Below are 13,615 nucleotides of genomic sequence, written 5' to 3'. Positions count from 1 at the left end.
TGATCCATGCACTCGTTCCAATTATCTACACGCTCAAAAGCTGCCCCATCACTGTTACGTCGTAGCATGCAAATTGCTGTGATCGGGATTAGCAGCATCGCTTTTTTATCTGGTTGCCAAGCCTCTAAGGGCTTTTTCGGTAAATTTAATGATGGCAGCTTGGCGTATCAAGACTCTGAAAAGCTAGAGCCTTTACAGCTTCCTGCTGATCAAGAAACCGCACCTTTTGTGCCGTTATATCCAACACCACCGGTTGGCGCTAATACGCTAGAGCTTGAAAACGAAGCAGGTAAACGCTTCAAACTGCCAGCACCTTATCGTCAAGTACCGACACAACAGAAGCAACAGCAGCAGTAATAAGTAAATCAGTAAAATGGGTTCTGAATTTGATACCTGATTACTGAATACCTATTGCTGATACTTTACTGATACTGATAACTAACACACTCTTTTAAACCACCCTTTTTAGCTACTGGGAAACCCAATATAGCTATTTGCATAGGACTGACATCATGCAGCTTCAAAAACAAAGTCTTCTTTACAAAGGCAAAGCAAAATCTGTCTATGAAACAGAAAACGCAGACTACTTAATCCTTCACTTCCGTGATGACACTTCTGCCTTCAACGGTGAGCGTATTGAGCAGTTAGGTCGCAAAGGACAGGTTAATAACCGCTTTAATGCGTTTATTATGCAAAAGCTTGATGAAGCGGGCATCGAAACTCACTTTGAAAAACAGCTTTCTGATAACGAAGTACTGGTTAAGCGTCTAGACATGATTCCAGTAGAATGCGTGGTACGTAACTTCGCTGCTGGCAGCTTAGTACGCCGCTTAGGTTTAGAAGAAGGTCAGGCCTTAACGCCACCAACTTATGAGCTATTCTTCAAAGATGATGCGCTTGGCGATCCTATGGTCAACGAATCTTTATCTGTTTCATTAGGTTGGGCTACCCCTGAGCAGCTGGCTCAAATGAAAGAGCTTTCGTTCAAAGTAAATGAAGTATTAAGCAAGTTATTTGATGATGGCGGCTTAATGCTGGTTGATTTCAAATTAGAATTTGGTATTTTCCACGATCGCATCGTATTGGGTGATGAATTCTCACCAGACGGCTGCCGTATTTGGGACAAAGAAACTAAGAAGAAACTGGACAAAGACCGTTTCCGTCAAAGCTTAGGTGATGTGATCGAGTCTTATGAAGAAGTAGCTCAGCGTATCGGCGTTCCAATGGATTAGTTTCTAATTAGTGTCTGCCGGTTTAGCATTAGCAAGATACATTAAATCTGCGGCCAATAATAGAAACCAAAAGCTGACTGTGCTTAACGCATAGTCAGCTTTTTTTATATACAACAAAACGCACTAATAGTAATTAATGTGATTTTGAACTTTCACTTTTATTTAAGTTTTGAAAATATGATGTATGACAAAGGATAAGCTATGTACAAACTTACCGTATTCATTCCCGATTCAGATTTAGAAACAGTGAAGTCTGCCCTATTTGCAGCCGGCGCTGGTCAAATTGGCAATTATTCAAACTGCTGTTGGCAGGTGCAAGGTACAGGACAGTTTATGCCGCTTGATGGTAGTCAACCCCATATTGGCAGCCATAATAGTATTGAACAAGTCACAGAATGGCGCGTTGAAATGGTTGTGGCTAAAAATAATATTCACGCTGTCATTGATACCTTAAAGCAAGCGCACCCTTATGAAACACCAGCCTATGATGTCATTGCCATGGTTGATATTTAACAGCAAAAAACCCCTATTAAGGGGTTTTATTTAATACCAACTAAACTAGTAGATATTATCTTAGGGTCTGTCGTGAGGTGTAACTAAGCTAATTAAGACAACTGGCTTAATACTGCCACTTCTTTAATATAGCTAATCAGATCCGCTTCAGACTCTTGTAGTAATTCATCATCAGCCATATGCTTAGCATACTCAATCCATAACAGTAGTTGATATACACTGTTGCGCTCAGCGGCTTTGAACTGTTTACCAAACTGTTTTAACGTGCCTTCATCATGGATATTTAAACGCGTATACCAACCCTCAATCTTAGCAGCTTGCTCCACACTAAAACGGGTTTGAAACAGCGCATCTACTAGAGCATGTCTGTCTTCTTCAGCAATCAGCTTACCAACACGCTTAATTTGACGGTTACGCGCAGCGGCACTGGTGATATCAGTTAATGCCATTAATTCAGCTAAAAAATACTCACTTGCCGGCAACTTTTTCATCTGCTTTTTCGATAAAGCAGATAGAGGGACAGATAATTGCTGTAAACGCTCATGAGCCTTTTTTAGCTCAGTACGCGATACTCGCATATCATGTTCGGACCAATCAATCATAATACTCTCAAATTGTTAATAAAATTAAACCACTTATTTCTGTGCTGATATTTCTTTCTGGTGTCTCTTTACTCTATCATCTTTTAATGAGACCACTGTGCTTTTTCTCTGTGCTTAATCATTACCTTTAAGTCAGAAGGTAGGCTTTCTGACAGGCTAGTATACAGGCCTTCTGTAATGAATACCGAGCGATGCTTGCCGCCAGTACAGCCAATAGCGATGGTAACAGTGTGGCGATTATTGTGCAAAAAGTCCGGTAGCCAGCGACTCAAGAAGCGATGAATATCTTGCTTCATATCGTCCACTTCTGGGAACTGCTCAAAGAACTGCTGTACCGGTTCATCTCTCCCTGTCAACACTCTAAGATTTGGCTCCCAATGTGGATTGGGTAAGATGCGCACATCAAATACAAAGTCAGCATCAATTGGCACGCCATACTTAAAGCCAAAAGACAATAAGTTGACAGTGACTTGATTATCAACGCCAATATGTTCACGTATCTGATCTTTGAGCTGATGGATATTTAACTGACTGGTATCAATAATAATGTCAGCATTACTCATGACAGGCTGCAGCGCATCACTTTCTTTTTTGATGGCGCTAGGCAAGTTTTTAGCCTGATTATCACTATCTTCAGTCGCCATCAGCGGGTGTACTCGGCGAGTCGCTGCATAACGTGCGACCAACACCGCCTCACGTGCGGTAATGTACATCACTTTGACACTACCTGTGCCATAGCTGCCAACCAAGTCGTCCTTGATACTCATAAAGTTTGAGGAGTCGGCTTGCAGAGTACGAATATCGACCCCGAGCGCCAGTTTAGTGATACCGCCATCTTCAATCAATTTTGCCGCCGCATTCGGTAATAATGACAAGGGCATATTATCAATGGCGTAATAGCCCAAATCTTCTAATATATTTAATACCGAGGTTTTACCAGAGCCTGAGCGCCCAGACACGATTAAGATATTAATCCCTGTATCGGTCACATTACTCTGAGATTTCTGCTGTTGTTGCTGCGTATCTGAATGTGCAGCTGTAGTGGCGGTTTGATTTACCGACATAAACACGTCTCTCCCTATCCCACGCTTACACTTCCTGATTATCCAATAACCGTGCTTTGCCCAACCAAGCAGCGACCAAAACAACCCAGGCTTTCTCTGTTGCTGATGCGTCGATATTGGTTAGGTCTTGATTTCTTACTTCAAGATAATCTACCTCAAATCCAGATTGATTAATAGCCGTTTTTGTATCATTAATAAGGGCAAATCGTTGTTCAATCTGATCAATCGGCAGTTGTCTTAACTGATCTGCTAACTGACTAATATGTTTGTTTAATAACGGCGCAATGCTGCGTTCTTGCTCGGTTAGATATTGATTACGTGAGGACAATGCCAGACCATCTTCTGTACGGATGATCGGCCCACCGATTAGCTTAATATCAAAACTTAGATCGCGTACTAATTGCTTGATAATGGCCAACTGTTGGTAGTCTTTTTTACCAAATACCGCCACATTCGGCTGTACGATATTAAACAACTTGGTCACCACGATACCTACGCCATCAAAGTGTGTCGGTCGTGACTGACCACATAACTGTTGACTGATAGAGCCTGCCAGCACCTGAGTCGGCGGCGGCATCAGTGGATACATCTCTTCGACAGTCGGCGCAAAGATATAATCAACGCCTTCCGCTGCTAGCAGCTCAGTGTCCGCCTCTAAGGTTCGCGGATAACTGTCTAAGTCTTCACCAACCCCAAATTGGGTTGGATTAACAAAAATACTGACCACGACTATATCGGCATGTTGCTTGGCCAACTTGACCAAAGAAATATGCCCTTGATGTAAGTTACCCATAGTAGGTACTAGAGCAATGGTTTTTTGTGATCTATGTGGTTGCAGGGCATTACGTAATGCCTCAATAGTCGTCAATGTGATGGTTGTGCTCATGCTCAATATCCAAAACTGATAGTGTGGCGAATAAACTAAAAATACCGGTTAAACTATATACAGCCGTTAATTAAATTGATGCTCAGGGCCTGGGTAACTGCCTTCCATTACTGACTGATGATATAACGCAAAAGCACCTTCAACACTGCCTACACGCTCACCTTGTTGATTGCGCTCATCGGTCAAAAAATCATGCACAAAGCGAGCAGTACGACCATGAGTAACGCCAAGCATGTCATGCATCACCAATACTTGACCATCGGTATCAGCACCGGCACCTATACCAATTACCGGTACATCCACTGCCTCAGTGACTTGTTTGGCCAAAGCAGCAGGCACACATTCTAATAAAATAATAGCAGCACCGGCATCAACCACAGCACGTACATCTGCCATTAATTTAGCAGCGCTGTCTTCAGACTTTCCTTGCACTTTATAGCCGCCAAACACGTTTACCGACTGTGGGGTTAGCCCCAAATGAACACAAATTGGCGCCCCTGCAGCGGTTAAAGCAGCGACCGTATCTGCCAACTCTGCACCGCCTTCAATTTTAATAACATGGGCACCGGCTTGCATGATTTGACGTGTATTGGCGATGGCATCCTCTAGCGTGACATAGCTCATAAAAGGCAGGTCGGCTAGGATTAACGCATGTTCATTACTACGAGCGACATTACCGGTATGATAAGCCATATCATCAACGGTCACAGGCAGTGTAGAATCATGCCCCTGTACAACCATACCCAAACTGTCACCAATTAAAATGGTGTCTATTTGTGCGTTTTGCATCATTTTTGCAAACATCGCATCGTAGCAAGTTAGACAGCTAAACTTACGGCCTTCTTTTTTATATTTTTTTAATGTAGACAGGGTAATCATAACGGGTTACCTAAGCATAAATCGATAATGAGTAAACAAACAACATAGTCTATTAAGTCACCTAACCTTGTAGGTCAAAAACTAATAAAGACTAATATAGTTCAGTTGCTAAGTAGTAGAGACTAGTAGATAAAAAATGGCGGTAGGTAGGGTTTATTTAAGTCATGTTATTCAAGCTCTGGGGCAGCTAAAACATATCATCAGGGTTAAGTTTATTCGGTCATGACATCTGAGTGATAGTCCTATAGATAAACTACTATTTAGATGACAAACGGCTCAATCCAGTCCAATCCTGCGCAGCTGGCAACTGAATAAGTAACTTCCCATCAATGGTCAGATCAGAGTTGAGCTCGGCCAACGGAATAAGCACAAAATTACGCTCAGTAACCCCTGGGTGTGGCACAGTTAAGGTCGGCGTATTGACACTTTGATCAGCATACAACAACACATCCACATCAAGACTACGCTCACCCCAACGACGCAAGCGCACGCGCTGAGCCTGTTGCTCTAGATGTTGACACAAGCTCAGCAAATCATGTGGCGATAAACGGGTATCCACTTCAACGACAGCGTTAATAAAATCAGGCTGATCTTGCGGGCCCATAGGCTTAGACTCATATAAAGACGACGCTTTAACATGGCTAATGCTAGGATGATCCGCAAGCACTGCAATGGCTCGCTGTATATGCTCGCTTGGCGTACCAAGCTCAGTGGTTAAGTTGCTACCTAAACCAAGATAACAGCGATGATAATTGCCATAATTATGTTGAGAAGCCTGATCCATCTAACACCCTACTGTATTTAATCTATGGCTAAGCTAAGCAGTCGTTTCCTACTTTTGCTCATTGACAGTTAATTCTGAGCTTGGCTGACGACGGCGTCGAGTCGCTGGAACACGCTCACTTTTGGCAATTAACTCTGGAGTAATTGCTTCAGCTTTCGATGATGACTTTTGTGCCTGCGGTTGTTTTACAGGCTGCTTTGCGGCTGGCTGTTTTGGAGCCTGCTGAACGTCATCATTAGACTTACTTGCCGCTACAGATTTCTGTGTTGACTGTTGCTTGCGCTGATCGCTTGAGTCTTGAGCTTTCGGCGACTGCTTCGGCTGTGCTGACTGTTTTGGCTTTTCTAACTGGGCCGAGGTAGCAGCTGTCTGGCTCGGCTGTCGACGACGGCGTGTCGCTGGGACCGGTTCAGGCTTAGGTATAAATACCACATCAGCACTTAATTCAGTCTCAGTGTCACTGCTTGAATGAGCTTGTTTTTGCTGAGACTGTTTTTGCTGAGATTGTTTCTGAGCCTGAGATGGCGCATCACTACCCTGCTGAGTATTCGTCGCCTGTTCAGAGTTAGCTTTTTGCTCAGAGCGATGTTGCTGTTTAGATGCACTAGCAGCTGATTTATCAGCCTCTGCTTTAATCTGCGCCTCGACCGTAAGCTGCTGTGGCACTTGCTCAGCTAACTTATCCGCACTGATAGTAAACAGTGGGCTCGGCTGCTGTTTGGCAGGCGCGGCATCAACCAGTTTACCCAGTGACAGCTTCTCAAGCTGTGCTCTTTCAAGCGCATAATGATCTTGATATTTTGCAGCACTGGTTTGCGTTTTATGAGACGATTTTGATGACCCTTTTTGTGACTGCTGCGCAGATTTATTTTGAGTCTCTGACAACACTTCATCTGGCAGTTTGGGCGGCTTAGGCTGATAGTTATGCTGACCATTCGCACCCTGAGTATCTGCGCTATCGACCTTATTATCAGCATTACGATTGCGATTACGGTTGCGAGTCGACTTGCCACGGCGACTGTCTCCCGCGAAGTCATCAATCGCTTGCTGCTTTTGTTTGTCTGACAAGGTTTGATAGATCTGCCACCACTCACCCATGCCATTGGTAGATTCTGACAATGGATTTAACTCATCACCACATTGCTCACGCAGCAATAAAAAGTCAAACGCAGCACGGAAACGAGCATGTTCTGCCAACTGTGGAATCTGTTTGACACGAGGATTGGCCAGCTTTGGCTGCATCATCCAGATATCACGGATAAATTGTTCAGCAAAACGTGGAATGGCCGTTTTGATACGTTGACGCTCAATAACCTTACTCGCCGCTTGTAGCTGAGCATCATGAAATGGCATGTTTTTCTTTTTAAATTTTGCCAGCTGATGTAGGTAATTATCCCACAACAATGCCGCATAAAAGAAAGCTGGGTTAATACTTTTACCCAATGCAATGCGCTTGTCTGTATTAATAGCTACCTGATTTACCAACGCGGTTGGCTTTTCTGGCGGATAGATAATCAAGTGGCGGATGGCACCGTATTCAAATAATAATGGCAATAAAGGTACCAAATAACCACCCGTGAACATCTTCTGCGACTCATCATACAGTCGATGCGGTGATACTTGATCTAGTAAATCCCAGTTATCGTCATGAAACTGCTCTGATAACTCTTTATCAAACTCAAAGCCTAACTTAGCTTTAAAGCGCAGCGCACGTAACAGACGCACCGGATCTTCTTCGATACGCACCGGTGCATGACCGAGTAAGCGTAGCGTCTTGCTCTTAATATCATCTAATGCATTACAAAAGTCATGAACGATGCCTTTTAACGGCTGGTAGTACATGGCATTAATTGAAAAGTCACGGCGGGCAAAGTCTTGCTCAATATCACCCCAGACATTATCACGCACAATCATACCGTCACTGGTGGTATGAGCATCGCCATTTGGCGGCGCACGAAACGTCGCGACCTCAATCATATCGCGGCCTGAATAAACATGAGCTAACTGAAAACGACGGCCAATAATACGGCAACGTTTGCCAAACAAGTCTTTTACTTCATGCGGTCTTGCGTCAGTTACGGCATCAAAATCTTTGGGATTTAAACCCAATAGCGTGTCACGGACCCCACCACCAACAATATAAGCATCAAAGCCGCCTTTATTTAAAGTGGCTATCACTTCTAAAATTGAATTAGGTAAATCCGCCTTACTTAACCCTAACTGCTTGGCTGAACGTTCTGCCATGCATCTACTCCCTACAAACCATCAAAAGCCATATTAATTTGACTGCTCATCTACTGATGAGTCTTAGCCAAGAATACAAGGCATATATATGCGCTAGTGTAACAAATTTTCAAGCTTACTGCCCAAAATACTGGTAACTAAGCATGATTAGCCGTTAGTTTATGCTGATTAGTGAGTTTTTACTCACCTAGCTGCTGATACGTCGCACTAAATTTACGGGTCTAATATATGTCTAACTACTAACTACTAACTACTAACTACTAACTACTAACTACTAACTACTAACTACTAACTACTAACTACTAACTACTAACTACTAACTACTAACTACTAACTACTAACTACTAACTACTAACTACTAACTACTAACTACTAAGAATAATAAAACAGCGATAAGCCAGATGCTATCGATAATAGCTCTGCGGCTCATAGTGTTTAGAGTTTGCGCCAATTAACAAGCCAACACACAAACCACCAAAATGTGCAGCAAACGAAATACCCGTCTGTGGCATGAGCCCTTCTTTTAGAATAAACCAATAACTGGTTCCCATGATGAGACAAGCTAGGAGATATCCCCAACGTCTAGCAAAAATAGCACCGCCAATCATATAACCTAGCATGGCAAATATCAGTCCTGATGCACCGATATGTATCGAAAAAGGCGATCCCAGTCCCCAAGTCATCAACCCAGAACCAATAATTAACTTCACCACAGTGCGATAGGCGTTACGCTCAAACAAACCAAATAAAAATAAGATTTGCGCCAGAACTACCGTATTACCTAAAAGATGAGCAAAATTACCATGCATTGTCCAAGAGGCGGTTACCCCTACCATACTGCCCAAACTCAAACTGCGAGGCACGATACCAAATGCATTCCAGTAATTAAAAAGCACGGTAGCATTTAAAAAATACATCACCCAGATGGGTATAAACACAAAGCCGTATAAACCAAAAACTTGGCTTATACGGTGCTTGATGAGATTAAAAGCGCGTTGCCAATTCATACGTCACCAGACTGTTTGTGGGTAGGATGCCAAGTATATAGATTTAACTTAGACTGAGAATGATAAGGGACCAACCCTGAGGGAACAAATCCTTTTGCTGCTTCAATATGCTGGATAGAATCATCAAAGAAAATATGCGGCGCAAAGCTTTTTAGTACTCGAGTTTTTTCAAGCCCACCTAAAAAGAAAGCCATATCAACGGTCACACCCCACTCGCGCAGGGTTTTAATTGCTCGTAAATCTGCAGGCGCATTTCGAGCCGTTACCAACGCAATCTGTATTGGACTGTGTTCACCAACATTGGGTAGTCGCTGCTGCAGCAAAGACAGTTTGATTAAAAAGTCGGCATAAGGCCCTTTCTCAATCGGCAAATCTGTCATTTGTGCTTCTCTTTCATGAAAAGCTCTCAACCCTTGCTGCTTATATAACAGCTCGCCTGAATCATCAAACAACACCGCATCCCCATCAAAGGCGATACGTAGCTGATCTGTATCTAAGGTAAAAGTATTGACGGGTGTCGCATCTAATATGGCGCAAGCACACACTCGAGCATCGGCCACTTGCTGCGCGTCTTCACGATTGGTGGTTAAAAACAAATCGACATTAAAATCAGCAATATAATCCACAACTGGCGAGCCTGAAATAAAAGCTGATCGCGTGATACACAGCTGCCTGTCTCGAATCGCATTTAACACACGAATACCAGTCTCAGGACAACTCTTGGAGACAATAACCACCTCAACCAATGGCGCATCTGGCTTATCTTGGGTCTCTGAGCTCGATTGGCTTTGATCGCTGTTAGCTTGACGGCAATGGTTTAAATTTAATATGGCTTGAATCAACGGAAAGCCTGCACCAACTTGTAGTGGCTCATTCTCACGTTCATGCATATAGTCACGAAATTTAGCCGCTGCAGTAACCGGATCCTCTAGGTGTAACTGCTCTCTATACTGCTCTGATTCAGTCAGATCAAATAATGCAGTCGCAGAAATGGCGACAATGAGCGTGTTGGAAAAATCTACAGCCATGAATACCTACCCTAAATGACCCTGCCTAATGAGAAGCGGACTAATTAAACACTGACTATAATAGTGTGTCCGGTTTGAGTCGGCTATCATAGCACTAACGCTATAATCAAAAAACCACACTGTTATTTAATAATAGTGTGGTTTTTGTCATCTGTAAAAATTACTGTTTATTTAGTAGCTTAATTCATTGCTCAGTTAGCATACTGATTTTAATACACCAACACTAATGAGATGGCAGGGAAAGCAACCAATATAACCAATCGAATCACATCCGACACAATGAATGGGGCAACCCCCTTAAACATCTCACTGAGTTTTATGTGTGGCGCCACCGCTTTAATCACGAAGATATTCATGCCCATAGGCGGTGTAATCAATCCAAGTTCAACCGTTAATACTGCAATAATACCAAACCAAACTGGATCATAACCTAACGCTAAGATTAAAGGATAGACCACCGGTATGGTAATCACTAGCATCGCTAGCGCATCCATAAACAGACCGAGTAAGAAGTACATGATTAAAATACAAATTAAAATAATCATGGGACTCACATCAAGTGCGCCAATCCATGTCGCCAATGAGTAAGCAATACGTGACACAGAGATAAAGTAACCCAGCGCCTCTGCACCTAGCAGCATAAAGAATACTACGGCAGATAAAGCTAATGTCTCAATTAATGACTGCTTTAGGCCTTTAAAAGTTAACCCTTTAAACACAGCATATAAATAAGACACAAATGCGCCAACTGCTGCACCTTCAGTGGGTGTAAATAGGCCGTAGAAAATACCTGCAATAATAATGACAAAGATAAAGCCGAATGGAATAAGCCCAGTTAAAGATAAAAACTTTTCTTTCCAACTGGTTTTTTCACCACGTTGAGCAAGATGCGGCTTCCAGCGCACCATAATCATCACTGTCAACGAGTACATTACCATGCCCAAGATACCTGGCAAGAAGCCGGCAATAAACATATCACCTACCGATTGCTCAGTCAAAATGGCATAGATAAGTAACGCGATACTGGGCGGAATCATAATACCTAGCGTGCCGCCTGCTGCAAGTACGCCGCAAGCAAAGCCAGGGTTATAACCATGCTTTTCCATTTCTGGTAAAGCCACTCGGGTCATAGTAGAAGCAGTCGCTAGCGAGGAGCCTGAAATAGAGGCAAAGATACCGGAAGAACCAATACCTGCAACCCCTAAGCTTCCCCTAACACCGCCAAAGATAATCCTTGTCGCTTCAAAAAGCTTACTGGCCATCCCTGACTTCGCAGCAAACACTCCCATCAAAATAAACAAGGGTATCGCGCTAAAATCATATTTTGCCAATACATCTGGCGGTGTATCTCTTAACATCTGTAAGGCACTGCTGGGTGAGGTAACAAAACCAAACCCAACCGCACCAACGCCTAACATAGCTAGAGCAACCGGTACGCGTAGGCATACCAACAAAATCATACAAATTAAACCAATGGCACCAATAATTTCTGGACTCATGCGCCTGTCTCCTCGGCGTCATAAAATTCGCCCGTTTTAAAAATATTAATAGACTCAATCAGCGCCCGAACGGCTAACATAGCACTGATCACAGCGCTAAACCCATAAATTGGTGTCATTGAAATGGTCAGATCTTGAGTGACTTTGCCATACTCAGCTGCATCAAGGGCGCTTTCATAAAGCCCCCAAACAAACATAAGACCAAGGGCAAAAAAGCCAAGCATGAAAAAGGCCATCATGTATGCTTTGAGACTGTGCGACATGCGTTGAGTAAACACATCGACAATCACCTGTGCCCGCTCTACAAATGCAGCAAATGCTGCTAGCAAACCAAATAGCATCATGTAGGAGACAATCTCAACCGTCCCTTTAATCGTAAATCCAAAATCACCAGCGGTCAGCTTGAATAGGTAACGCATAATTACATCAGCAACTGTAACCAATACGATAACAACCAAGCTAATGCCGCCTATGAATTCGCAAATCCTAGCTAAAAAGCGGCTTATATCATTCAAAAAAGACATCTTGTTATCCTAACAATTAAACTTTACAACTTGCACTAGCCGCTTTGGCTTTTTCATAAACACCTTGAGCGTCATGTCCTAACGCTTCGACATCACTCAAATATTTCTCGGTACCTTTTTCTAAAGGACCTTTCCATGCAGGATCGTTTAATGGATCAGGAATTTCAATGACTTCATGGCCTAAATCTTTGGCATTTTGAAGTGCTGTTTTGTCGTGTTTATCAAATACTTCACCGACTTTCTTAGCCCATTCCATACCTGAGTTATCATCTAATACTTTTTGCAGGTCCTCCGGTAAGCCTTGATAAGTATCTTTGTTCATCGCAAGCATTAAACCAGAACTATAAAATGGAATATTAGTATGGTACTTAGTCACTTCATCAATTTTGAAAGTAGTAACCGCTTCCCAAGGGAAACTTAGGCCATCAACAACACCACGTTGTAGCGAGGTATACATATCATTGGCAGGTAAGCCAACAGGAGAGGCCCCCATGCTTTCAATGATATCGCCGGCAACTGCAGAAGGACGACGGATACGTAATCCCTTCATATCTTCAGGAGTTTTGATAAGTTTATTAGTGGTATGCAGCGCACCTGGACCGGCGCCATACATAAATAGAATATGTGAATCTTCGTATTCACTGGCAATGGTGCCGTCTTCATATAAGGTTTGTAAGATACAGCCCATTTGAGTGGCAGAACTTGAGAGACCTGGAAGCTCAGCGATTTGAGTTAAAGGGAAACGACCATTAGTATAACCATGCGCCTGAGAGCCGATATCAACCGTTCCTTTAACCGCGGCCTCATAGGTTACCTGAGGCTTGCTTAATGATGCTGAAGGGTAAAGCTCGATCTTCAGACGGCCGTTTGACTCTTCTTCAATAGTTTTAGCCCAAGGCTCTAGTACTTCTTTACTGAATGAAGAAGTCGCTGGCCAAAAATGTGATAAACGCAGCTTGGTAACTTCCGTTGATACCGCCTCAGTATTTTCTGAGCCTGATTCTTCAGAGGTTTGAGTTTTATCTGAGTTTGAACATGCTGATAAGGTGAAAGCCAACAATGCAGCCATTGGAATAGCAGTATAATATTTCATTATCAATTCCTTTTGATAAGTATAAGGTGTGCTTATTAACATCATTGTCAATAAATCATATGAGAGTACAAATAATAAAGACTTTGTTATAAAGAAAATATTTGCACGAATGCAATTAAAGAGAGGTAGGTATTTTACTTATCTTAGAGGATCTGCTCAGTTGAGAAAAGCAGTAAAAGGCAGGATTAGATATAAAAATGTAAGCTGGCTTTTTTAATATAAGTACAAAGTAGGTTACACTTCTTATACTATTACTTAAC

14 protein-coding genes are annotated in these 13,615 nt (G+C 42.7%); 3 read left to right on the top strand and 11 right to left on the bottom strand.

Translation table 11 applies throughout. The features are described 5' to 3' along the window. The first annotated feature begins 6 nt into the window (after nt 1–6). The 3 genes from A6J60_RS09180 to A6J60_RS09170 all read left to right on the top strand — a co-directional run bounded on the left by A6J60_RS09180 (nt 7) and on the right by A6J60_RS09170 (nt 1,745). The gene (locus A6J60_RS09180; protein ID WP_096065728.1) at nt 7–357 is read left to right on the top strand and encodes a hypothetical protein; all 351 of its coding nucleotides are present in this window, start codon (nt 7–9) and stop codon (nt 355–357) included. 155 nt (nt 358–512) lie between these two features. Continuing rightward, on the top strand, nt 513–1,232 hold the full coding sequence (purC, locus tag A6J60_RS09175; RefSeq protein WP_096065727.1) for a phosphoribosylaminoimidazolesuccinocarboxamide synthase: 720 nt from the start codon (nt 513–515) through the stop codon (nt 1,230–1,232). Nucleotides 1,233–1,433: 201 nt separating this feature from the next. Further along, complete coding sequence (locus A6J60_RS09170; protein WP_096065726.1) at nt 1,434–1,745, top strand: YqfO family protein; 312 nt, start codon at nt 1,434–1,436, stop codon at nt 1,743–1,745. A gap of 92 nt (nt 1,746–1,837) precedes the next feature. Here the strand turns inward: A6J60_RS09170 and yjgA are convergent, their stop codons facing one another. The 11 genes from yjgA to A6J60_RS09115 all read right to left on the bottom strand — a co-directional run bounded on the left by yjgA (nt 1,838) and on the right by A6J60_RS09115 (nt 13,355). Then, nucleotides 1,838–2,347, bottom strand: a complete 510-nt coding sequence (gene yjgA, locus A6J60_RS09165; protein ID WP_096065725.1) for a ribosome biogenesis factor YjgA — start codon at nt 2,345–2,347, stop codon at nt 1,838–1,840. Nucleotides 2,348–2,430: 83 nt separating this feature from the next. Beyond that, a complete protein-coding gene (gene rapZ, locus A6J60_RS09160) occupies nt 2,431–3,411 on the bottom strand; it encodes an RNase adapter RapZ (RefSeq protein ID WP_096065724.1) in 981 nt (326 codons plus the stop codon). 25 nt (nt 3,412–3,436) lie between these two features. Then, nucleotides 3,437–4,297 carry a pantoate--beta-alanine ligase gene (gene panC / locus A6J60_RS09155; protein WP_096065723.1) on the bottom strand — a complete coding sequence of 287 codons (861 nt, stop codon included), beginning with the start codon at nt 4,295–4,297 and terminating at the stop codon, nt 3,437–3,439. Nucleotides 4,298–4,363: 66 nt separating this feature from the next. Then, on the bottom strand, nt 4,364–5,176 hold the full coding sequence (gene panB / locus A6J60_RS09150) for a 3-methyl-2-oxobutanoate hydroxymethyltransferase (RefSeq protein WP_096065722.1): 813 nt from the start codon (nt 5,174–5,176) through the stop codon (nt 4,364–4,366). A gap of 256 nt (nt 5,177–5,432) precedes the next feature. Continuing rightward, nucleotides 5,433–5,960, bottom strand: coding sequence for a 2-amino-4-hydroxy-6-hydroxymethyldihydropteridine diphosphokinase (gene folK / locus A6J60_RS09145; protein ID WP_096065721.1), 528 nt, complete (start codon nt 5,958–5,960; stop codon nt 5,433–5,435). A 48-nt stretch (nt 5,961–6,008) separates the two neighbouring features. Beyond that, on the bottom strand, nt 6,009–8,204 hold the full coding sequence (gene pcnB / locus A6J60_RS09140; protein WP_096065720.1) for a polynucleotide adenylyltransferase PcnB: 2,196 nt from the start codon (nt 8,202–8,204) through the stop codon (nt 6,009–6,011). A gap of 404 nt (nt 8,205–8,608) precedes the next feature. Next, the gene (locus A6J60_RS09135) at nt 8,609–9,211 is read right to left on the bottom strand and encodes a rhomboid family intramembrane serine protease (RefSeq protein ID WP_096065719.1); all 603 of its coding nucleotides are present in this window, start codon (nt 9,209–9,211) and stop codon (nt 8,609–8,611) included. Next, nucleotides 9,208–10,239 carry a 5'-nucleotidase gene (locus tag A6J60_RS09130; protein ID WP_096065718.1) on the bottom strand — a complete coding sequence of 344 codons (1,032 nt, stop codon included), beginning with the start codon at nt 10,237–10,239 and terminating at the stop codon, nt 9,208–9,210. The genes A6J60_RS09135 and A6J60_RS09130 overlap by 4 nt, the downstream gene beginning before the upstream one ends. A gap of 209 nt (nt 10,240–10,448) precedes the next feature. Beyond that, on the bottom strand, nt 10,449–11,738 hold the full coding sequence (locus tag A6J60_RS09125) for a TRAP transporter large permease (protein WP_096065717.1): 1,290 nt from the start codon (nt 11,736–11,738) through the stop codon (nt 10,449–10,451). Next, complete coding sequence (locus A6J60_RS09120; RefSeq protein WP_096065716.1) at nt 11,735–12,262, bottom strand: TRAP transporter small permease; 528 nt, start codon at nt 12,260–12,262, stop codon at nt 11,735–11,737. The genes A6J60_RS09125 and A6J60_RS09120 overlap by 4 nt, the downstream gene beginning before the upstream one ends. Nucleotides 12,263–12,278: 16 nt before the next feature. Next, the gene (locus A6J60_RS09115) at nt 12,279–13,355 is read right to left on the bottom strand and encodes a TRAP transporter substrate-binding protein (RefSeq protein ID WP_096065715.1); all 1,077 of its coding nucleotides are present in this window, start codon (nt 13,353–13,355) and stop codon (nt 12,279–12,281) included. Nucleotides 13,356–13,615: the final 260 nt, after the last annotated feature.

Source organism: Psychrobacter sp. FDAARGOS_221, assembly GCF_002313155.2.
Lineage (GTDB): Bacteria > Pseudomonadota > Gammaproteobacteria > Pseudomonadales > Moraxellaceae > Psychrobacter.
Note: the sequence above shows the minus strand (reverse complement) of the source record. Positions and strands in the feature narration are given on the sequence as shown.